19 protein-coding genes are annotated in these 20,172 nt (G+C 68.2%); 8 read left to right on the forward strand and 11 right to left on the reverse strand.

What is annotated here, in order from left to right:
* Nucleotides 1-32: 32 nt before the first annotated feature.
* Nucleotides 33-467 carry a RidA family protein gene (locus tag N5K27_RS06240; protein WP_165963297.1) on the reverse strand — a complete coding sequence of 145 codons (435 nt, stop codon included), beginning with the start codon at nt 465-467 and terminating at the stop codon, nt 33-35.
* A 79-nt stretch (nt 468-546) separates the two neighbouring features.
* On the opposite strand from N5K27_RS06240, the gene N5K27_RS06245 reads away from it, so the two are divergent.
* The 7 genes from N5K27_RS06245 to N5K27_RS06275 all read left to right on the forward strand — a co-directional run bounded on the left by N5K27_RS06245 (nt 547) and on the right by N5K27_RS06275 (nt 7,557).
* Nucleotides 547-1,302, forward strand: coding sequence for a nitroreductase family protein (locus N5K27_RS06245; protein ID WP_165963298.1), 756 nt, complete (start codon nt 547-549; stop codon nt 1,300-1,302).
* Between the two features lie 27 nt (nt 1,303-1,329).
* Nucleotides 1,330-2,073 carry a FadR/GntR family transcriptional regulator gene (locus N5K27_RS06250; RefSeq protein ID WP_087840575.1) on the forward strand — a complete coding sequence of 248 codons (744 nt, stop codon included), beginning with the start codon at nt 1,330-1,332 and terminating at the stop codon, nt 2,071-2,073.
* 112 nt (nt 2,074-2,185) lie between these two features.
* Nucleotides 2,186-3,184 (forward strand): D-glycerate dehydrogenase, encoded by a 999-nt coding sequence (locus N5K27_RS06255; RefSeq protein WP_132980462.1) that lies wholly within the window; start codon nt 2,186-2,188, stop codon nt 3,182-3,184.
* Nucleotides 3,177-4,922, forward strand: coding sequence for an IlvD/Edd family dehydratase (locus N5K27_RS06260; protein ID WP_132980463.1), 1,746 nt, complete (start codon nt 3,177-3,179; stop codon nt 4,920-4,922). The genes N5K27_RS06255 and N5K27_RS06260 overlap by 8 nt, the downstream gene beginning before the upstream one ends.
* On the forward strand, nt 4,919-5,431 hold the full coding sequence (locus N5K27_RS06265; protein WP_087840578.1) for a 2,4'-dihydroxyacetophenone dioxygenase family protein: 513 nt from the start codon (nt 4,919-4,921) through the stop codon (nt 5,429-5,431). The genes N5K27_RS06260 and N5K27_RS06265 overlap by 4 nt, the downstream gene beginning before the upstream one ends.
* 124 nt (nt 5,432-5,555) lie before the next feature.
* A complete protein-coding gene (locus N5K27_RS06270; RefSeq protein WP_087840580.1) occupies nt 5,556-6,542 on the forward strand; it encodes a tripartite tricarboxylate transporter substrate binding protein in 987 nt (328 codons plus the stop codon).
* A 55-nt stretch (nt 6,543-6,597) separates the two neighbouring features.
* On the forward strand, nt 6,598-7,557 hold the full coding sequence (locus tag N5K27_RS06275; protein WP_087840581.1) for a LysR family transcriptional regulator: 960 nt from the start codon (nt 6,598-6,600) through the stop codon (nt 7,555-7,557).
* A 12-nt stretch (nt 7,558-7,569) separates the two neighbouring features.
* On the opposite strand, the gene N5K27_RS06280 is transcribed toward N5K27_RS06275, so the two are convergent.
* From N5K27_RS06280 to N5K27_RS06320, 9 genes are all read right to left on the reverse strand, one after another.
* The gene (locus N5K27_RS06280; protein WP_087840582.1) at nt 7,570-8,301 is read right to left on the reverse strand and encodes a SapC family protein; all 732 of its coding nucleotides are present in this window, start codon (nt 8,299-8,301) and stop codon (nt 7,570-7,572) included.
* A 10-nt stretch (nt 8,302-8,311) separates the two neighbouring features.
* Nucleotides 8,312-9,037, reverse strand: coding sequence for a fumarate/nitrate reduction transcriptional regulator Fnr (gene fnr / locus N5K27_RS06285; RefSeq protein ID WP_087840583.1), 726 nt, complete (start codon nt 9,035-9,037; stop codon nt 8,312-8,314).
* Nucleotides 9,038-9,086: 49 nt separating this feature from the next.
* Nucleotides 9,087-9,983 carry a LysR family transcriptional regulator gene (locus N5K27_RS06290; protein ID WP_087840585.1) on the reverse strand — a complete coding sequence of 299 codons (897 nt, stop codon included), beginning with the start codon at nt 9,981-9,983 and terminating at the stop codon, nt 9,087-9,089.
* Between the two features lie 83 nt (nt 9,984-10,066).
* Nucleotides 10,067-12,007 carry a response regulator gene (locus N5K27_RS06295; protein ID WP_279815254.1) on the reverse strand — a complete coding sequence of 647 codons (1,941 nt, stop codon included), beginning with the start codon at nt 12,005-12,007 and terminating at the stop codon, nt 10,067-10,069.
* Complete coding sequence (locus N5K27_RS06300; RefSeq protein ID WP_087840589.1) at nt 12,004-12,489, reverse strand: response regulator; 486 nt, start codon at nt 12,487-12,489, stop codon at nt 12,004-12,006. The genes N5K27_RS06295 and N5K27_RS06300 overlap by 4 nt, the downstream gene beginning before the upstream one ends.
* Nucleotides 12,490-12,499: 10 nt before the next feature.
* Nucleotides 12,500-14,656 carry an ATP-binding protein gene (locus N5K27_RS06305; protein ID WP_279815257.1) on the reverse strand — a complete coding sequence of 719 codons (2,157 nt, stop codon included), beginning with the start codon at nt 14,654-14,656 and terminating at the stop codon, nt 12,500-12,502.
* Nucleotides 14,657-14,785: 129 nt separating this feature from the next.
* Nucleotides 14,786-15,553 carry an ABC transporter permease gene (locus tag N5K27_RS06310; RefSeq protein ID WP_087840590.1) on the reverse strand — a complete coding sequence of 256 codons (768 nt, stop codon included), beginning with the start codon at nt 15,551-15,553 and terminating at the stop codon, nt 14,786-14,788.
* Between the two features lie 23 nt (nt 15,554-15,576).
* Nucleotides 15,577-16,359, reverse strand: coding sequence for an ABC transporter ATP-binding protein (locus N5K27_RS06315; RefSeq protein WP_087840592.1), 783 nt, complete (start codon nt 16,357-16,359; stop codon nt 15,577-15,579).
* A 1-nt stretch (nt 16,360) separates the two neighbouring features.
* Entirely contained in the window at nt 16,361-17,422 is a 1,062-nt protein-coding gene (locus tag N5K27_RS06320; RefSeq protein WP_087840593.1) for an ABC transporter substrate-binding protein, read from the reverse strand.
* Between the two features lie 198 nt (nt 17,423-17,620).
* On the opposite strand from N5K27_RS06320, the gene N5K27_RS06325 reads away from it, so the two are divergent.
* Nucleotides 17,621-18,403 carry a class II glutamine amidotransferase gene (locus N5K27_RS06325; RefSeq protein WP_279815261.1) on the forward strand — a complete coding sequence of 261 codons (783 nt, stop codon included), beginning with the start codon at nt 17,621-17,623 and terminating at the stop codon, nt 18,401-18,403.
* Here N5K27_RS06325 and uraD read toward each other — a convergent pair.
* Complete coding sequence (gene uraD / locus N5K27_RS06330; protein WP_279815263.1) at nt 18,393-20,171, reverse strand: 2-oxo-4-hydroxy-4-carboxy-5-ureidoimidazoline decarboxylase; 1,779 nt, start codon at nt 20,169-20,171, stop codon at nt 18,393-18,395. The two genes, N5K27_RS06325 and uraD, sit on opposite strands and share 11 nt — an antisense overlap.
* Nucleotide 20,172: the final 1 nt, after the last annotated feature.

Here is a 20,172-nt window from a genome sequence, read left to right on the forward strand (position 1 = left end):
CGCGATGGCCGGCCTACCGGCCGGCCACGCGCTCAGCGGGCGACCATGGCCTCGATTTCCAGCAGCCATCCGGGATTCACCAGTCCAGCCACCTGGTACACCATGCGCGCCGGATGCCCGTCCGGCTGGCTGGCGAAGAAGTCGGCATAGCCGGCGTTGAAACCCTCGAAGTCCATCCGGTTGCCCTTGTCGGGATCGGCGACCAGGCAGGCGCGGACGTGGACCACGTTGCGCATGGACATGCCCAGGTCGCGCAGGATGCCGTCGAGCCGTTCGAGCGTGGTGCGCGTCTGCGTGCGCGTATCGCCATAGGCCTGGCGGCTGTCGGCGGGAGCGGCGGGATCCACCACGGTGGGCATCTGCCCGCTGAGGTAGTAGGTGATGGCGCCGGGCGGAACGCCAACCGCGCGGCTGATGGGGGACTTGCCCTGGGGCACGGGAATGTGGATGAAATCGGCATGCGGCATGGCGGAACGGCTCCTGAAGAAAAACATCGGTGGCGAGATTAAATATGATTATACTATAATCATATCCATGGAGAACACCATGAATCCCGTGCTGGAACATCTTTGCGCGCACCGGAGCGAGCGCGATTTTTCCGACCGCCCGGTGGGCGACGACACGTTGGCCGCCGTGTTCGAGGCCACCCGCCGGGCACCCACCTGGAACAATGCGCAGAACGTGTCCTGGGTCGCGGTGCGGGACCCGCGGACCAAGGCAGCGCTGGCGCGCTGCAGCGGCAACCAGGCCTGGATAGCGCGCGCGCCGGTGTTCGTCGTGCTGCTGATGGATTTCTACAAGACCGAGCTGGCGGCCGGCCGCCATGGCCGCCGCCAGGCCGTCCTGGACAACGTCAACAGCGTGCTGATCGGCGCGCTGGACACGGGCATCCTGATGGGCACGATGATGGCGGCCGCGCGCGCCGCCGGGCTGGGGGTCTGCCCGATCGGCGGCGTGCGCCGCGGCATGCTCGAAGTCATCGAACTGCTGCGCCTGCCGCGCCTGGTCGCGCCGCTGGCCGGGGTGTGCCTGGGATACCTGAACACGGCGTCCGAGGTCCGCAAGCCCCGCATGGCGCTGGAAGCGAGCTGGCATGCGGAAGCCTATGACCGCGACCGGGTGGCGGGGGCCATCGATGCCTTGGACGCAGATATGGACGCCTATTCGCGCGGCCTGGGGCGCGAAGGCGCGCAGAGCTGGTCGGATGCGGTATCCAGCCGCTACGCCGCCGATGCCTATGGCGGCGTTGGCCCGGCATTGCGCCGCCAGGGGTTCTGCTTCGAATGGGAGGAGGGAGTCTAATGCTATTATCGTACAAAGGAGACTCCCATGGCCCTGCTCAAAGACACGCCAGAGCCCGCGCGCGCCGAACCCAACCTGACCGAGCGCATCACACGGATGCTGATGGACGAGATCACCGGCGGGCAATACCAGCTTGGCGAAGTCCTGCCGCCCGAGCAGGTGATCGCCGACCGGCTGGGCGTATCCCGCACCGTGCTGCGAGAGGCCGTCTCGCGCCTGAAGGCCGAAGGCATCGTCAGCAGCAAGCAAGGCCGTGGCCTGGCGGTGATCGCGAATACGCCCCTGTCGGTGCTGCGCATGCATGCGGCCAGCGAGGAGGACGTCGAGCAGACCCTGGGCATCGTCGAGTTGCGCCGGGGGTTCGAGATCGAAGCGGCGGCGCTGGCCGCCGAGCGCCGCACGTCCGAGGACCTGGCCGAGATGCGTGCCGCGCTGTCGGAGATGGGCAAGGCCATCGACAGCGGCGAGATCGCGCGCGGGGTGGACGCGGACCTGCGTTTTCACCGGGCGGTGGCGCGTGCGACCCGCAATCGCAACTACATCATGTTCTTCGATTTCCTGGCGGTCCTGCTGCGCAAGAACCTGGAGGTCTCGCGCAGCCGGTCGGCCAAGGTATCGGGGCGCGGCGCCCTGGCGCAGAAAGAGCATGCCCGGTTGCTGGCCGCCATCGAGAAGGGCGATCCGGAAGCGGCGCGGCAATGCGCGCGGGTCCACGTCGAGAACACCGAAACGCGCCTGCGCAGCGCCATCCAGGAAAAGCCCGCGCGTTGACCCGGGCCGGCTACGCCCGCTCGTTCCATCCCTGCCGTTCCATTTTCACTCGTGTCCGCGCGTGCGCGCGCGAGCACGGCATTCGTTCGTCCGTCTGATCCGGAGAAGTGCCATGCCGCAATCCCTACCTACTGTCATCGTCAGCGCACCCGTGCCGCCCGACCTGCGTTCGGCCATCGAGGCGGCCTGCCGGATCGTCGACGTCCCCATCGGCCAGCGCCTGGACCAGGCCGTGTCCGCCGCCGACCGCGAGGCGGCGCGCGGTGTGCTGTGCACGGTACGCACCCCGATGGACGCCGATGCGCTGGACGCGTTGCCGGCCGTATCGGTGGTGTCCAACTTCGCCGTGGGCTACGACAACATCGACGTGCCACGCGCCACGCGCGGCGGCGTGCTGGTCTGCAATACGCCAGGCGTGCTCGATCGCGCGGTAGCCGATCTCACCATGGGGTTCGTGATCTGCCTGGCGCGGGATATGGTGCAGGGGGATGCCTACGTGCGCCGGGGCGATTGGCTGAAGGGACCCGCGCCGCTGACCGCTGACCTGGCGGGCAAGACGTTGGGGCTGCTGGGCATGGGGCGCATCGGCCGCATGGTGGCGCGGCGCGCGCAGGCCTTCGACATGCGGGTGGTCTATCACAATCGCAACCGCGACACGCCATCCGAGGAACTGGGGCTGGCGGCCTACCGTTCGCGCGATGAACTGCTGGCCGAGGCCGATTTCCTGAGCGTGCATGTCCCCCTGTCCGCCGAGACGCGCGGCTCGGTAGGCATGCGCGAATTCGCGGCGATGAAGCGTTCGGCCTATCTGGTCAATACGTCGCGTGGACCGGTGGTGGACGAGGCCGCGCTGATCCGCGCGCTGCAGGAAGGCCGCATCGCGGGCGCGGGACTGGACGTGATGGAGCGCGAACCGCTGGACCCGGCCAGTCCGCTGTGCGCGATGCCCAATGTGGTGCTGCAGGCGCATGCGGGCAGCGCCACGGTGGAGACGCGGCGCGCGATGATGGAACTGGCGGTGGCCAACCTGCTCGATGCCCTGGCGGGACGACAGCCGCGCGCCATGGTGAACCCGGCCGTGCGCGATGGCATGGGAGCGGCCCATGCATGACGATCCGCCCAGGGGCCTGGACCGGGGCCTGACCCACTACGGCGACACCGAATTCGCGCGCTTCCTGCGTCGCTCGTTCGCCCTGTCCATGGGGCACACGCGCGAGGCGCTGGCACGGCCCGTCATCGGCATCGCGCATCCGGGCGGCGATTTCAACAACTGCCACCGGCATTTTCCCGAGCTGGTCCAGGCGGTCAGGCGGGGCGTGCTGGCGGCGGGCGGGCTGCCCATGGAATTCCCCAGCATCTCGCTGGGCGAGCCGTTCCTGCATCCGACCAGCATGATGTTCCGCAACCTGATGTCGATGGACGTCGAGGAGATGATCCGCGCCCAGCCCATGGATGCGGTGGTGCTGGTGGGGGGCTGCGACAAGACGGTACCCGCGCAGCTGATGGGGGCGCTGTCGGCCGGATGTCCCGCCATCCAACTGGTGGGGGGGCCCATGATGACCGGGCGCCACCGGGGCGAGCGCCTGGGCGCCTGTACCGACTGCCGGCGCCACTGGGGCCGCTATCGCGCGGGTGCCATCGACGCGCACGAGATCGGCGCGATCGAAGGCAATCTGGCGACCACGGCAGGGACTTGCGCGGTCATGGGTACGGCCAGCACCATGGCCTGCGTGGCCGAGGCGCTGGGCATGATGCTGCCGCATACGGCGGCGATCCCGGCGGTCCACGCCGACCGCTTGCGGGCCGCCGAGGCCACGGGCGCGCAGGCGGTCCGCCTGGCGCGGGAAGGCCTGAGGCCCGATGCCATCGTGACCGGCAAGTCGGTGGACAACGCGCTGCGCGTGCTGCTGGCGATCAGCGGTTCGACCAATGCGGTCCTGCACCTGACGGCGATCGCCGGGAGGCTCGGGCTGCCGGTGGACGCCGCGCGGCTGAACCGGTTGTCGGAAGAGACGCCGGTACTGGTCGACCTCAAGCCCACGGGCTCGCACTACATGGAAGACCTGTACGCGGCCGGCGGCGTGCAGGCCATCCTGCGCGAGTTGCGCGACCTGCTGCACCTGGACTGCCTGACCGTGACCGGCCGCACGGTAGGCGAACTGCTGGACGAGCAGGGCGACGCCTGGGTGGACCGCGCGGTGATCCGGCCGCGCGCCGAACCGCTCAAGCCCGAGGGCGGGCTGCTGGCCCTGTCCGGCTCGCTCGCGCCCAATGGCGCGCTGATCAAGCGCGCCGCGGCGGACGAGGCGCTGTTCGAGCACACCGGCAGGGCGGTGGTGTTCGATACGCTGGAAGACATGGCCGAGCGGCTCGATGCCGAGGACCTGGACGTGCGGCCCGACGACGTGCTGGTGCTGCGCAACGCCGGACCGCTGGCGGCGGCCATGCCCGAAGCGGGCTACATCCCCATCCCGGCCAAGCTGGCGCGACAGGGCGTGCGCGACATGGTGCGCATCTCGGACGCGCGGATGAGCGGTACCGCGTACGGCACGGTGGTGCTGCACGTTTCGCCGGAAGCCGCGGCAGGCGGTCCGCTGGCCCTGGTCAGGAACGGCGACCTGATCCGCCTGTCGGTTGCGCGCCGCGCGATCGACCTGCTGGTGGACGAGGCCGAGCTGGAACGCCGCCGCGCCGCATGGACGTCCGCGCGGCCGGCCGCGCAGCGCGGCTACCGATGGCTGTACCAGCGGCACGTGATGCAGGCCGAGCACGGCTGCGACTTCGACTTCCTGCGCGCGCCGGCGCGCCCCGACGATGCCGGCGGCGGCCGGCAAGGAGACCCCGCATGACCGGAACCGTGTTTGCCCAACCCCTGGCCCAGTTGCCCGGCATCCTGCCCGAGATCGCGATCGACGCCATCCCCGACGACGAGCGCGTATGGGTGCCGCAGGCGCCCAACGTCTGGTTCCGTCCGCTGTTCTTCAACACCCTGGGGGGCGGCTGGTGCAACCTGCTGCGGGTGCGGCGCTCGGGCGTCCTGAGCCGGCACATCCATCCCGCGCCGGTGTTCGGCTACGTCATCAAGGGATCCTGGCGCTACCTGGAACACGATTGGGTGGCCTCGGCCGGCCGCTTCGTGTTCGAGCCGCCGGGCGAGATCCATACCTTGACGGTGGACGCGGATGGCAAGGACGACGAAATGATCACCTTCTTCAACGTCAGCGGCGCCATGGTCTACCTGGACGAGCGCGGCATGCAAATCGGCTACGAGGATGTGTTCAGCAAGATCGAGATGTGCAGGCGCCACTATCGGGAAGTCGGACTGGGCGAGGACTACGTGCGGCAGTTCATCCGCTAGCCGTCCTAGGGTTTGCATGAATTCCTGTCCGGGGCGTCAATAAGTAGTATTTATTTGTAGTATAAATAGCGGCGGAAAATCCATCCCGCGCCGCGTCGTTCTCTTCGTATCGTATCGAGGCACTATGGATCGTCGAACAGCATTGAAGGCGGCGGGCGGCGTGGTGGCCCTGCCGTGGGCGCGGGCGCTGCACGCCCAGGACAAATATCCTTCCCGTCCCGTGCGCATCGTGGTGCAGTATCCGCCGGGGGGCGTGACCGACGTCGCCGCCCGCCTGGTGGGCGAGGTGCTGACCCGCAAGTACGGCCAGCCCGTGGTCATCGAGAACCGCGCCGGGGCCAGCGGCATCATCGGCCAGCAGTACGTCGCCGGCCTGCCACCCGACGGCTACACGCTCATCACCGGCGGCCTGGGCGGCAACGTGATTCCGCCCGTCACGGTGCGCAACCTGCCCCTGGACGTGGTGCGGTCCTTCGTGCCCATTGCCCAGGTCGCGGAATTCGTCAACATCCTGGTCGTGCCGCAGCAACATCCCGCCACCTCGGTGCGCGAGCTGATCGCGTATGCCAAGCGTTCGTCCAAGCCGCTCAGCTACGGTTCGAACGGACTGGGCACCTCGGTGCACCTGACCAGCGAACTGTTCGCCTCGACCGCGGGAATCGACCTCATGCACGTCCCCTACAAGGGCAGCAACGAAGCGCTGGTCGATACGGTGAACGGCAATCTCGATTTCTGCTTCTCCAACCTGCCGCCGGTGATGCCCCTGCTCAAGAGCGGCAAGCTGCGCGCGCTGGCGGTGACCAGTTCGTATCGCATCAAGCAGTTGCCCGACGTGCCCACCATGGCCGAGGCGGGCGTGCAGGACTTCGTCGTCACCAGCTGGCTGGGCATCTATGGCCCGGCGAAGATGCCGGCGGCCATCGTCGAGCAATTGGGGCGGGACATCGCCGAAGGGCTGCGCCAACCCGACATGACGGCCAGGCTGGAAGCGGCCGCGTTCGAGCCGCGGCCGCTGGATTCGGTGGAATTCGCGCGGGTGAACCAGTCCGAACTGGCGCGCTGGGACGCCATCGCCAAGCGCTCCAAGGTGGCGCTGGAGTTCGGCCAGTAGGGCCGCCTGGCCGTGCATTGTCTATTCGGGACCCGGCGGATATAGTCATGCTGCCATGGACATCAACAAGCTCGACCTGAATCTCCTGCTGGTATTCGAGGCGCTCTATCTCGAGCGCAACGTGACTCGCGCGGGGGAACGCGTCGGACTGTCCCAGCCGTCCATGAGCAATGCCCTGCTGCGCTTGCGCAACCAATGCAACGACCCGCTGTTCGTTCGCACGCAGGGCGGCATGGAGCCCACTTCGTACGCGTCCGAGCTGGCGGGCAGCGTGCTGCGGGCGTTGGAACTGGTGCGCAATGGCTTCGAGCAGGCCAGCGGATTCGATCCGGGCTCCAGCCAGCGCAGCTTCACGCTCCTGATGTCCGATTTTTCCCAGTTCCTGGTGTTGCCGCAGCTCGTGGCGCGCTTCAAGTCGTCCGCGCCGGGCATCAGCCTGGAGGTCAGCAGCCTGAGCAGGGAACACTACCGGGCGGCCCTGGAAAGCGGCGACGCCGATCTCGCCGTCGGCAACCTGCAGGAGCTGCAAAGCGGTTTCTACCAGCAGGGCCTGTTCGTCGACCAGCACGTCTGCGTGATGGGCAGCGGTTTCCTCAAGGCGGGCGAGGCGATCACGCTGGACGAGTACCTCGCGGCGCGGCACCTGGTGGTCACGGCCAACAAGACCGACCTGCAGATAGAGAAGGAGCTGGGCAAGCAGGGGCACCGGCGCGAAGTGGCGCTGCGCGTGCCCAACTACCTGGTGCTGCCCAAGATCCTGGCGCAGACGGACCTGATCGTCACGGTGCCCGAGGTCATCGCCCAGGCCATTACCGACGATGCCGCCGGAGCGACCTGGTCGCGGCTGCCCTTCCAGACCCCGCATACCCACATCCGCCAGTTCTGGCATGCGCGCTACCACCACGACAGCGCCAATACCTGGCTGCGCCGGCAGATCGCCGACCTGCACATAGGCGCCAGCCTGCGCAAGGTGGGGGCCGGCCCGACGCCGCCGGCGTGTCCCGAGGCGGCATGAACGGCCGCGCGGCTATTGCGCCAGCGCGACCAGGTGGCCCCAGTTCAGCCGCGATTGCAGATGGAAGTAGGTCATGGCCAGCCAGCCCTTGCGCATCCACGCGGTGACCGTGGCGTCGGGCAACTGGTCGAAGCGGGTCTCGTCCACCACCAGGAAGCCGTCCAGCGTGACGCGCTCGCCGCCTTGCAGGTCCACGGCCACCTGGCGCGGGATCAGCAGGTTCTCGGCCCGCAGGGCCGCGACGTAGTCGCGGGTCATCGCGAGCCCGGCCTGGAGTTCCCCCAGGAATTGCAGCATTTCCCCGACGACAGGAGAGGGTTGGCCATCCTCGAACAGGGGCTGGGCGTCGTCGGCGGCACTGCGCAGGTGGGCGGCATCCTCGTCCACGCACAGCGCGTAGCGCTGGCTGGCCGGGTCTTCCTGCAGGATGAACGGATAGCGCCGCAAATGGGCGGGAATGTAGCGGTTGGGCCGCCACCGCCCGGCGGCATCCACCAGGAGGTTCTGCGCGCTGCGCAGGCCCAGTACCGCCATGGGCATCTGTTCTTCGCCGGCGAACACGATGGGCAGGTCCCGCGCCGCCATCGCGAACTCCGTCGCCACCAGCGGCACGGCGGTCTGGCCGCGCGAGAAGGCGTAGCCGGCCTGGCGGTCGAGCCGCAGGTGGGCATGCCGTTGCGGGTCCAGCGCGCGGGCCTGGGCGAACATGGGGGCGTTGGCGCCCGCCTGGGGAGAGGTGGTCATCGGTATCCTGCTAGCAATGGGGGCCGGCCAGGCGCCGCAGCGCCGCCATGTCCACGATCTCGACCTGCTTCTGCTGGATGCGCAGCACGCCGGACTTGGCGAAACGCGAGAACAGACGGCTGACGGTCTCGAGGGTCAGTCCCAGGAAGTTGCCGATTTCCTCGCGGCTCATACGCAGCACGAACGCGGACGAGGAATAGCCGCGCGCGGCCAGGCGCTCCGACAGGCTGACCAGGAAGACGGCCAGCCGTTCCTCGGCGCGCATGGTACCCAGGGACAGCAGCATCTGCTGGTCTTGTTCGATCTCGCGACTCATCAGCCGCATGAGCTGGCGTTGCAGCGAGGGCAGGTGGTTGGCCAGCGAGGACAGGTCGCGCACCGGGATCACGCAGACCTCGCTGTCTTCCAGCGCGATGGCGGTCGAAGCATGGCTGTTGCGGCCCAGTCCGTCCAGCCCGACGATTTCGCCGGGCAGGTGAAAGCCGGTGATCTGCTGGCGGCCGTCCGCCAGTTCCAGATAGGTCTTCAGGGTGCCGAAGCGGATGCCATAGACGGCGTCCAGGCCGTCCTCGAAGCGAAAGAGGGATTCGCCCCGGGCGAGCCGCACGCGCTGCTGCACCAGTTCGTCCATTCGCCCGGCATCCTCGGCGGCCATGCCGACGGGCAGGCAGAACTGCCCCAGCCCGCAGGTCGAGCAGCGTATGGAGTCGAGGGTAAGCGGAATGCGTTTGGTCATGGCTGGTCTTTGTTCTGGGCCGGCCGCAGCGGCCTGGGCGGCGTCTGCCCTAAGGCAGGCGCTTGGCGTAGCTCTGCCGCAGCATGTCGATGAATACCCGGACGCGCAGCGGCAGGTGCTTGCGCTGAGGATACACGGCATAGATGGCGTTGGGGGGCGCGGCGAACTGGTCCAGCACCGTCACCAGGCGGCCTTCCTTCAGGTCGTCCTCGATTTCCCACAGCGATCGCCATGCCAGTCCCCGCCCGTCCAGAGTCCAGGCATGGAGCACGGCGCCGTCGGTGCATTCCAGCGTACCCGATATGCGCTGCGGCGTCGTCTTGCCATCGATGGTGAAGAGCCAGCCGCGTGCCTGGTTGACGCCGGTGCCGAAGGACAGGCAGTTGTGGCGCGCCAGGTCGGCGGGGTGTTCGGGCGTGCCGTGCCGGCGCAGGTAGGCGGGCGAGGCGACCACCATCCGGCGGTTGTCGGCCAGGCGCACGCTGACCATGCTGGAGTCGGCCAGATCGCCGATCCGGATGGCGCAGTCATAGCCTTCGTTGACCAGGTCCACCAGCCGGTCGCTCAGGTCCAGCGTCACCGTGATGCCGGGATAGGCGTCCAGCAGCCGGGGCAGCAGGGGCGCCACGTGGCGCCGGCCGAATCCGCCCGGGGCCGTGACGCGGAAGTGCCCCTTGGGATGTTCGCCGCCCGCCGCCACGCTGTTTTCGGCGTTCTCGAGCGACTGCAGGATCTGCTGGCATTCCTCGAAGAATTCCGTGCCCTCGGCGCTGAGCGAGATCTTGCGCGTGGTACGGATCAGCAGCTTGACGCCCAGCCTGGCTTCCAGCGCGTCGATGCGCCTGCCGATGACGGCGGGAGCGACTCCTTCGCTGCGTGCCGCGGCCGACAGGCTTCCGCGCACGACGGCCGAGACGAAGGATTCGATCTGCTTGAAGCGGTCCATGGGAGGCCGGGCGATTTATGCAAATTAGTAAATAATTTGCGCCCGATTTTAGCCTATTCTTAAAAACCGGAGGGGCCGGCGCATCAACCCTGAGGTTCGCGTTGCAGGACGCGGATCAACTGATCGATATCCAGCGGCTTGGTCAGGTGAAAGGCGAACCCGGCATCCAGGCAGCGGCGCACGTCGGACTCCATGCCGTAGCCCGTGAGCGCGACCGCGATCTGGTCGGGCTGGGGGGCATAGTGCCGCAGCACGTCGATGCCATCGCCGTCGGGCAGTCCCATGTCGCTGACCAGGACGTCGTAGCGCTTGGCGTCGACGCAGCGGCAGGCTGCCGCCACGTTTTCCGCGACCTCGACCTCGTAGCCGTATTCGCTCAGCAGGAACTGCATGGCTTCGGCGGTATCGACGTTGTCCTCCACCAGCAGGATGCTGGCGGGGCGGACCAGCGGCGCGGAGACTGGCTGCGCTTGCTCGACCGGGGCGTCCGGAGCCCCGCTGGCCGGATCGTCCAGCGTCAGCGTGAAGGTCGTGCCCTTGCCCTGGCCGTCGCTGCGCACGCTCAGGGTGCCGCCATGGCGCTGCGCCAGGGAACTGGCGATGGCCAGCCCCAGCCCCAGGCCGCCGCGCGACTGGGCGGCATCTTCCTCGCCCTGGTCGAAGGCGTCGAAGATGCGCTTGAGCGCCTGCGGGGGAATCCCGATGCCGGTGTCCGAGACGTCGACGGCGATCTTGCCGGGTATCGGCTGATACACGGTCACGCGTATTTCGCCGCCGCGCGGCGTGAACTTGATGGCGTTCTTCAGCAGGTTCCAGACGATCTGCTGCAAGCGGGCCGGGTCGGCCTGCACGATGACCGGATAGGGCAGCGGCGTGTAGTGCAGCTCGATGTGCCGCGCGGCCGCTTCCTCGCGGAAGATCTCGGCGATCCCGTTCAGGATGCCGACCAGGTCGGTGGGTTCGAGGCGCAGGCTGAGCTTGTCGTTGACGATCTTGGAGATGTCGAGCAGGTCGTCGATCAGGCGTGCCTCGACCTCGACGTTGCGCTTGATGAGTTCGACGCTGCGGCGGCATTCGGGGGACAGGTCCTGGCGCAGGTCCAGCGCCTGCGCCGCCGCGTAGATCGGGCCCAGCGGCGTGCGCAGCTCGTGCGACAGCACGGCCAGGAAGCGGTCCTTGGCGCGGTTGGCGGCCTCGGCCTGTTCCTTGGCCACCTGCAGCAGATCGGCCGCGACCCGGCTGTCGGTCATGTCGCGCACGATGCGCGAGAAGCCGCGCACGGCGCCGCCATTGCCGAAAATGGCGGTCGTCACGACCGAGGCATAGAACGTGGCGCCGTTCTTGCGCATCAGCCATCGTTCCTCGGCCAGGCTGTTGCCGGTGCCGATGTCGGCGAGCTGCTGGCGTAGCGGCACGGGCTCGGGCTGGCCTGGCTCGGGCGGGAGATTGAACATGTCGCCCGGGCGCCCGATCACCTCTTCGGCCGGATAGCCGAACAGCCATTCCGACGCGCGGTTCCAGCTCTCTATCGTACCTTCCAGCGACAGCGTGGCCACCGAGTAGTCCCGCAGCGCATCTATCAACTGGCCGAAATAGGTTTCGCTCTCGCGCAGCCGGCGCTCGGCATCGTGCCGGGACCGCCGCTCCCGGGCTTCATCCAGCGCCCGCCTCACGACGATGGGCAGGCGCTCCAGGCGTTGCTTGAGCACGTAGTCGGTCGCGCCTTCTTTGAGCATGTCGACCGCGTGTTCCTCTCCCAGGACACCCGAGACGAAGATAAAGGGCAGGGCCGTGGGGTGGCTGCGCGCGATCCGCAGCGCCTCGCTGCCGGGAAAGCCCGGCATGTGGAAGTCGGACAGCACGAGATCGAAGTTGCCGGCGTCCAGGGCCCGGGTGAAGTCGGCTTCGTTGTTGACGATGACGCTCTCCACATCGAGCCCCGAGCTCGACAGGCGTTCCAGTGTCAGTTCCGCGTCGTGAGGATCGTCCTCGGCAAGCAGGACGCGCATGGGAGACGGGTTCACGTTGGCTGGCTCCGGGAATCGCGGTTGCTGCGGGCGGCGGTGCGTCGCAGAGAGCCTGGAGGGGGCTCGTTCAACACTGCCCAGAATACGCCCAGTTCCCCGATCGCGCGCACGAAATCCGGAAAATTCACCGGTTTGACCACGTAGGCGTTGACGCCCAGGTCATAGGCGCGAACGAGGTCGCTTTCCTCGCTGGACGAGGTCAGCATGACCACGGGAACGTTCTGTAGCCCGCGATCCCCGCGTATGAACTGGAGCAGTTCCAGTCCATCCATCTTGGGCAGCTTCAGATCCAGCAGGATGACCGCGGGGTTGCCGACCGGCCTGTCCTGATGGTGCCCGCGGCGGCACAGGTAATCGGCCGCCTCCTCGCCATCGCGCGCCACCACCACGTCGTTGGCGAGCTGGCTTCTCTCGAGCGCGATCAGGGTCAATTCGAGGTCCTGGGGACTGTCTTCGACCAACAGAATGGGCTTGAGCATGACGGGGATCTCACTCCTTCATGTCGGCCGCGGTTGCGGCAGGGGGTTGGGCGCCGGGCAGGAACACGTAGAAGGTCGCCCCCTGGCCGGGAGTGCCTTCGGCCCACACGCGGCCGCCGTGGCGTTCGACGATGCGGCGGACGTTGGCCAGGCCTATGCCGGTGCCCTCGAATTCTTCCATGCGATGCAGCCGCTGGAATACGCCGAATAGTTTGCCGACATATTTCATGTCGAAACCCACACCATTGTCGCGCACGTAGATGACGTGGCCCCCATGCCGAGGCCAGGCGCCGATCTCGATGACCGCGGGATCGCGGCCGCGCGTGTACTTGATGGCGTTGGACAACAGATTGCGCAGCGCCAGGTGCATGTAGGCGGCGTCTGCGTGGACGGACGGCAGCTCGCCCATGATCCAGTCCACCTGTCGGCCGTCCAGGTCGGGGGCGAGTTCCCGGCGTATCTGCTCGAGCGCCTGCGACAGATCGATTTGCGAGGGCCGCAGGGCCGAGCGGCCCATCTGCGAGAAGGTCAGCAGCGCGTCGACCAGCCTGCCGGCGAAGCGGGCCGAATCGCCGATGTTGTCGAGGTAGCGCGCGCCCCGGTCAGACAGGCGAGGCCCCTCGTATTCGCGCAGCAGGTCGGCGTAGCCCGCGATATGGCGCAACGGCGCGCGCAGGTCGTGCGACACGCTGTACGAGAAGGCCTCGAGTTCCTGGTTGATGCGGCCGAGTTCGTCGGCCAGGCCTGCCAGCTCCTCGGCCTTGCGCAGCACGATGCCGGTGATGGCGGTGCGCAGTTCCGCCGCGCTTTCCAGCTCGCACGCCTGCCAGGGACGGGCGCGGCCGCGCGTCCATTCCGGCCGGAACCAGAGCACGTAGTTGGCATGCAGTTCCGAGATCGGCAGCGCCAGCACGCCGCAGGCCACGTCCCGCAGCGAAGCGAACTCGGGGGCCTCGCCGGGCAGGCTGGCTGTATGGAAGAGCCCCGTGCCGCCCGTGCGCGCAAGCCGGGCCGACAGGGCCTGCACGACCCGGCGGCTGGGAGCCTGGCCGAAGGTCTGGCATTCGTTGCCATGCACGATGGCCGCGCCGGTGGCGTCCGCGAACTCGAGCAGGGCCTCCGGTACGCTGGCCAGCCCGGCGGGCACGCTGTCGTGCCGCGACATCGCGGCCAGCAGCATGCCCGTCAGGCGCTGCAATTCGTGCCGCCGGTCCGCCTCGGCCTGGGCCTGGCGAGCCTCGATCTGCAGCGCGACGACCTGCGCGAGCAGGTCGCATTGGGAGCGTACGGCCTGCGGCATGGTCCGGGGCTGGGCATGGTGGCACGCGATCATGCCCCAGAGCCGGCCCTGCGACATCAGCGGCAGCGACATCGCCGCGCGGGCTCCTACGTCTTCCAGGCAATGCAGCAGTGTGGGTGGTGCCGCGCGCAGGCTCGCCAGGCTCAGGTCCGTGCACGCGCCCGTGCGGGGGTGGCGGGCCGGCTCCAGGAGCGAAGGCTCGCTATCGGTGTCGGGAATGTAGTTCAGGCCCTGAGCCCGGGCGTCGGGGCGAGCCAGGGGCGGCTGCCCCACGGCCGGAAAATGCCGGCCCAGCAGCGAGGCATAGCCGCGGCCGCGGCGTTCGGCATTGACACGGCCGTGGCCGTCGGGGTCGAGTTCCAGGGAAACCACGCGCCCGAAGCCGGTCATCCTGCGGATCCGTTCGACCGCCAGCTCGCATAGCTCGTCGGCGGTCTGGCAGCGCTGCGCCTGGTCGACGAACCCCCCCAGGTCGGACGGCCGGACCTGCGGCGCCGCGGGTTCGAACGCGGCCACGATGGACTCGCCGTGCCGGTGGACCATTAGGTCGAAGCGGCCGCCCACGGCGACGAAGGCCACGGTGCCCAGATGGTGGGGAATGCGCTCGGCCTGGGTCGCCGCGCGCAGCCGTTCGTGGAAGCGGCCGTCGGCGGGGTGCACCAGGTAGGCCAGCCTCTGGCCCAGCAGCTCGGCGGGCGGTGCGTTCAGGTGTTGCCGTACGGATGCGCTGGCCTGCAGGATCGTGCCGCGGGCACGGTCGAGCACGAGCAGGAAGCCGTGGGGCTGGATGGCGTGCGGCGGGCGGGTGGACCCGCTCGCGCGCGCGGCCGGAATGTCCTTGCCGGACGCGGGACTCGGGAGGTGCACCTGGTTCGAGGTCGAAGGGAGCGAACCCTCATAGTATGCACGTCCGTGCGCGCGCCCTCCGCATCGGCCGGATTATGTAGCGATACTTACAGCACGTCTCAATTCGGAGACGGGGCCGCCGGCATGGCCTCAAGTGCCCTGGTTGCCCCGGTGGGCCCAGGCCGTGGTGCGTTTTTCCACCAGCGCGAACAGCTCGTACATGGCCATGGCCATCACGCCTATCACCATCAGGCCGGAGAAGGCCAGCGGCATTTTCATGGCCGAGCCGGCCGATACCAGCAGGTAGCCGATCCCCTCGTTCGAGGCGGCCATCTCGGACACCGTCGAGCCGACGAAGGCCAGCGTGATCGCGACCTTCAGCGACGCATAGAAATACGGCAGCGACCGGGGAAGTCCGACCTTGAGCAGCACGTCCATGCGCTTGGCGCCCAGCACCCGCAGCACGTCCTCGAGTTCGGGTTCGAGCGTGGCGAGCCCGGTGGCGATGTTGACCATGATGGGAAAGAACGAGATCAGGAAGGCCGTCAGCACGGCGGGGCCGATACCGATGCCGAACCACACCACCAGCACGGGCACGAACGCCGCCTTGGGCAACGCGTTGAAGGCCGTCATCAGGGGATAGACGGCCGTGTAGGCGAGCCGCGAGCTGCCGATGACGAAGCCCAGGACCACGCCCACCGCGATGGAGATGCCGAAGCCCGCCATCGTGACCCAGAAGGTGCGCCAGGCATGCATCGCGATCACGGGCGCGTAGTCGATGGTGGCCTGCAGGATCTGGGAGGGGCTGGGAAAGATGAATTCCGAGACCTCGAAGACCCGGCAGATGATTTCCCAGAGGATGATGACGGCGACCAGCAAGGCGATCGGGGCAAGACGTTCGGCGAATTTGTTGTTCATCGGGCGAGTCGGCGGGTGGAGGCTCAATGTCCGATCTGGGTGCGCAGTTCGAGCACCAGGGCGTTGAAGTCGTCGGAATAGGTGGTCTCGAGTTCCCGGGGGCGCGGCAGCTCGATGTCCCGGCGGGACAGGATGCGGCCGGGGCGCTTGCTCATCACGTACACCGTGTCGGCCAGGAACACGGCTTCGCGCAGGTCGTGGGTGACCAGCACCACGTTGAAGCGGCGGGCGCTCCAGAGATCGCGCAGCACGCACCACAACTCCTCGCGCGTGAACGCGTCCAGCGCGCCGAAGGGCTCGTCCAGCATGAGCATCTCGGGTTCGTGGATGAGCGCCCGGCACAGCGACGCGCGCTGCTGCATGCCGCCTGACAGCTCCCAGGGAAACTTGTGCTCGTAGCCGTCCAGCCCGACGGTCGCCAGCAGCGCCCGCGCGCGTTCGGTGTATTCGGCGCGGCGGGCCCGGAAGCTGGAACGATAGGGCTCGACGATCTCCAGCGGCAGCAGGATGTTGTCGAGCGTGGTGCGCCAGGGCAGCAGGTTGGGGGCCTGGAACGCCATGCCCACGATCTTGAGGGGCCCGGTGACCTTGGCGCCGCCCACGGTCACGGTGCCGCGGGTGGGCGATTTCAGGCCGGTCGTCAGCTTCATGAAGGTGGACTTGCCGCAACCCGAAGGGCCGACGATGGCGACGAACTCGCCCTTGTCCATCGAGAGGCTGATGTCCTCGACCGCGTATTCGCCCGCCCGCTCCAGCGCGGCGGTGTAGGCCAGCGAGACCCGCTGGAAATCGACGAAGGCCGCCATGTCACTTGCCGCGAAGCACGGAAGCCGTCAACGATTTCTCCGGCAGGAACGAACGGTCGAACGCCGCCTCGGGATTGACCGAGGTCTTGGTGCCGTAGGTGCGGGTGACCTGGGCGGCCATCAGCGCCATGCGGGCGGGGTCGATATCGCCGAATCCGTCGGCGCGCGCGTCGGGCGTGTCGATGGCGGTCTGGATCGCCAGCCGCAGGCGCTTGAGCTCCAGCGGTGCATCGATGATGCCGTCGCGTTCCTTGACGGTGGCGATCGAGGCGGCGGGGTCGGCCAGCACGTCGCGCGTGGCCTTGGCCACCGCGCGCAGGAAGCCCTTGACGGCCTCGGGGTGGTTCCTGGCGAAGTTGCGGTCGGCGATGATGGCGTTGCCGTACAGCTTCACGCCGTATTCGGGATAGGACATGATGGCGATGTCCTGGTCCTTGACGCCGCGCGCGTTCAGGTTCAGCAGCGAGGTGAAGTAGAAGCCGGTGATGGCGTCGACGTCGCCGCGCGCCAGCATGGTCTCGCGCAGGGCGGGGTCCATGCTGACCCAGGTGACCTTGGCGTCGTCGATCTTGTTGGCCTGGGCGAAGATGGGGAAGGAGCGGCGGCCGCCGTCGAACGAGGGAGAGCCGAGCTTCCTGCCTTCGAGGTCCTTGGGTGTCTTGATGCCGCTTTTCTTGAGCGAGAACACCGCCGCCGGCGTGTTGTTGTAGATCATCATGACGCCGGTGGGCTGGTTGGGAGCGCCGGGATTGTTACCCTGGAATTCCATCAGCGCTGCCAGGTCGGCGAAACCCATTTCGTACGAACCCGAGGCCACCCGGTTCACCGCCGCGCCCGAGCCGCTGCCGGCGTCGATGGTCACGTCCAGCTTCTCCTGCTTGAAATACCCCTTCTTGGCCGCGACCAGGAAAATCGCACTCGGCCCCTCGAACCGCCAGTCGAGCTGGAAGCGTATCTTGGTATCCTGGGCGTGGGCGGCGGGAGCGGCCCATGCCGTGGCCAGGGACAGCGCCAGGCCGGCGAGCACGGCACGGCGACCCGGAGTGCGAAGTGTCGTCTTCATGCTGGGGGTTTCCTCAGGTGAGTGGGGGACGGTTGTGCCGTCCTGGGTTTTGTGGGGAGAATACATCCCGGTTTTGCGCCTCAACAATGCGAGGTAAACCCGCATTGGTGCGGCGTTTCCCCAGATTGGGGCGCATCGGTTTCCACCCGTATCAAAAGCAGGATCCATGCCTGCTTTCCTGCACCGCGAAGGTTCCCCATGTGCCAATTGCTAGGCATGAACGGCAACACGCCGACCGACATCGTGTTCAGCTTCACCGGCTTCGCCACACGGGCCGGCCGCACCGGCGAGCACGTCGACGGCTGGGGCATCGCCTTCTTCGAGGGAGCGGGAGTGCGCCACTTCGTGGACCACGAACCGGCCCTGCTGTCTCCGGTGGCGGACCTGATCCGGCACTATCCGATCAAGTCGCGGAACGTGATCGCGCACATCCGCAAGGCGACGGTGGGGCGCGTCGCGCTGGAGAACTGCCATCCGTTCGTACGCGAACTGTGGGGGCGCTACTGGGTGTTCGCGCACAACGGCGACCTGGTGAACTATCTTCCCACGCTGGACGGCCCCTACCGGCCGGTGGGCGACACGGACAGCGAGCGGGCCTTCTGCTGGATGCTGCAATCCCTGCGGGCGCGCTTCGCCTGCCACCCGGGCGTCGAGGCCCTGTCCGATGCGCTGGGCGAGCTGAGCGCCGGGGTCGCCCAGCACGGCACCTTCAATTTCATGCTGTCGGACGGCGAGGCGCTGTACGTCCATTGCTCCACGCGCCTGCACTACCTGGTGCGCCAGCACCCCTTCGCCACCGCCAGCCTGTCGGACGACGAGGTCAGCGTGGATTTCGCCCAGGTGGCCACGCCTGACGACCGGGTCGCGGTCATCGTGACCGAGCCCCTGACCACGAACGAAGTCTGGCGCCGCTTCGAACCGGGCGAGCTGATGGTGTTCGTCGACGGTGCGCCGGTGTTGGCGCGCCTGGTCAGCGGCTGAGGGCCGCCGCCATCTGTTCCAGAAAGTCCAGCATCAGTTCGCCGGCCAGCTGGGCATCGTCGGCCGTCATGGTCTCCAGCGGGTTGTGGCTGATGCCGCCGTTGCCGCAGCGGGTGAACAGCATGGTGATGGACGTGGCCTCGGCCAGCTTCATCGCATCGTGGCCGGCGCCCGACGGCAGTTCGAAGGCGGGCAGGCCGCGTTCGGCGATGGCGCGCGACCACATGGCCATCTGCTCCCGGGCGCAGGGCGCGGCGGCGGCGCGCATCAGTTCCTCGGTCGTGACCGTGATGCCGCGCCGCGAGCAGATGGCCGATATCTCCCGCTCGATGTCGGCCAGCGCCGCGTCGCGCACGGCGTTGTCGGCGGCGCGCAGGTCCAGCGACAGGGTGCAGGCGCCGGGAATGACGTTTATCGAGCCGTGGGGCACGTTCAATATCCCCACCGTGCCGACCAGCGACGGCACCTGCGCGCAGCGCCGTTCCACCGCCAGCACGATCTCGGCCGCGGCGCAGGCGGCGTCGCGGCGCATGTCCATGGGTGTGGTGCCGGCGTGGCTGGCGACGCCGCCCAGGGTCATGAGCCGCCGCACGCTGCCGGCGATGGAGGTGACCACGCCCACCGGCAGGTTGCGTTCCAGCAGCACCGGCCCCTGTTCGATGTGGATCTCGAAGTAGTGCCGCAGGCGCGCCGCCTCGGCCGCCGCCTTGCCCAGTTGTTCCGGATCGAGGCCCGCGAGCTGCATGGCCTCGCGCATGCTGATGTCGGAGGCGTCCAGCGCATCCAGCACGCTGGGGTCGAAGCGGCCGATGTAGGCCGACGAACCCAGGAAGGTGCTGCCGTAGCGCACGCCTTCCTCCTCGGCGAAGGCCACCACGTCCAGGTCGAAGGGCAGGCGGCGGTTGCGCCGTTTCAGGTCGGCCACGACGGCGATGGGCAGCAGGACTCCCAGGCGGCCGTCGTATTTTCCGCCGTTGCGGACCGTGTCGTAATGGCTGCCGGTGGCCACCAGCTGCGGCTCGGCCACGGTGGGAGCGGCACGGTAGCGGCCCACGACGTTGCCGGCCGCGTCCTGGTAGACGGAGTCGAACCCGGCTTCTAGCATCCAGCTCTGGAGGCGGGCCGCCACCGCGCGGTGGGCGGCGGACAGGTAGGTGCAGGTCAGATGGTCGGGGGAATCGGAGTAGCTGGCCAGCGTCTCGGCCCAGTCCATGACGGCATCGCCATAGGGCCGGGCGAGCGAGAGCCGGTCCGCCAGACGGATCTCGGCGATCCGGTCGATTTGCCGCAGGGCTTCGGCGAACTCCTGGTCGGGCGCGTGGCGCAGCCGGCGCTCCAGGGCGGCGATGATGTCGTAGCGGCTCAGGCCGGCGCCGGTGGGCCCCCGCACGGCGATGATGAACGGGAATCCGAAGCGGCTGTTGTAGGCCGCGTTCAATTGCTGCAGCAGTTCGAACTCCTCGGGCGAACACTGGGTGAGTCCGGCGCGCGCCTGTTCGCCGGCCGAATCCTCGGTCAGCTGGCCCGCCACGGCGGCGCGGCCGGCCAGCTCGGGATGGGCACGGATCAGCGCCAGCTGTTCGTCCCGGCTGGCCTGCCGCACGGTCTGCGCCAGCGCGTACTTGAGCGCGGCGGCCGAGGCGAACGGCCGCCGCGCGGCGGCCCGCTCCAGCACCCAGGGGCTGTGCTCGTACAGCCCGTCCAGGAACTGGACGAAGCGGACGGGGTCGGCAGTATTCAGGACGTCGAGCGTGAGCGAGGAGGTCATG

This window comes from Pigmentiphaga sp. GD03639, from assembly GCF_029845405.1.
In the GTDB taxonomy this organism is placed as follows: domain Bacteria; phylum Pseudomonadota; class Gammaproteobacteria; order Burkholderiales; family Burkholderiaceae_B; genus Pigmentiphaga; species Pigmentiphaga daeguensis.

Excerpts from the sequence above, each read along its gene's own strand:
- N5K27_RS06240 (WP_165963297.1), bottom strand. The coding sequence starts at position 467 with ATGCCGCATGCCGATTTCATCCACATTCCCGTGCCCCAGGGCAAGTCC.
- N5K27_RS06245 (WP_165963298.1), top strand. The coding sequence starts at position 547 with ATGAATCCCGTGCTGGAACATCTTTGCGCGCACCGGAGCGAGCGCGAT.
- N5K27_RS06250 (WP_087840575.1), top strand. The coding sequence starts at position 1,330 with ATGGCCCTGCTCAAAGACACGCCAGAGCCCGCGCGCGCCGAACCCAAC.
- N5K27_RS06255 (WP_132980462.1), top strand. The coding sequence starts at position 2,186 with ATGCCGCAATCCCTACCTACTGTCATCGTCAGCGCACCCGTGCCGCCC.
- N5K27_RS06260 (WP_132980463.1), top strand. The coding sequence starts at position 3,177 with ATGCATGACGATCCGCCCAGGGGCCTGGACCGGGGCCTGACCCACTAC.
- N5K27_RS06265 (WP_087840578.1), top strand. The coding sequence starts at position 4,919 with ATGACCGGAACCGTGTTTGCCCAACCCCTGGCCCAGTTGCCCGGCATC.
- N5K27_RS06270 (WP_087840580.1), top strand. The coding sequence starts at position 5,556 with ATGGATCGTCGAACAGCATTGAAGGCGGCGGGCGGCGTGGTGGCCCTG.
- N5K27_RS06275 (WP_087840581.1), top strand. The coding sequence starts at position 6,598 with ATGGACATCAACAAGCTCGACCTGAATCTCCTGCTGGTATTCGAGGCG.
- N5K27_RS06280 (WP_087840582.1), bottom strand. The coding sequence starts at position 8,301 with ATGACCACCTCTCCCCAGGCGGGCGCCAACGCCCCCATGTTCGCCCAG.
- fnr (WP_087840583.1), bottom strand. The coding sequence starts at position 9,037 with ATGACCAAACGCATTCCGCTTACCCTCGACTCCATACGCTGCTCGACC.
- N5K27_RS06290 (WP_087840585.1), bottom strand. The coding sequence starts at position 9,983 with ATGGACCGCTTCAAGCAGATCGAATCCTTCGTCTCGGCCGTCGTGCGC.
- N5K27_RS06300 (WP_087840589.1), bottom strand. The coding sequence starts at position 12,489 with ATGCTCAAGCCCATTCTGTTGGTCGAAGACAGTCCCCAGGACCTCGAA.
- N5K27_RS06310 (WP_087840590.1), bottom strand. The coding sequence starts at position 15,553 with ATGAACAACAAATTCGCCGAACGTCTTGCCCCGATCGCCTTGCTGGTC.
- N5K27_RS06315 (WP_087840592.1), bottom strand. The coding sequence starts at position 16,359 with ATGGCGGCCTTCGTCGATTTCCAGCGGGTCTCGCTGGCCTACACCGCC.
- N5K27_RS06320 (WP_087840593.1), bottom strand. The coding sequence starts at position 17,422 with ATGAAGACGACACTTCGCACTCCGGGTCGCCGTGCCGTGCTCGCCGGC.
- N5K27_RS06325 (WP_279815261.1), top strand. The coding sequence starts at position 17,621 with ATGTGCCAATTGCTAGGCATGAACGGCAACACGCCGACCGACATCGTG.
- uraD (WP_279815263.1), bottom strand. The coding sequence starts at position 20,171 with ATGACCTCCTCGCTCACGCTCGACGTCCTGAATACTGCCGACCCCGTC.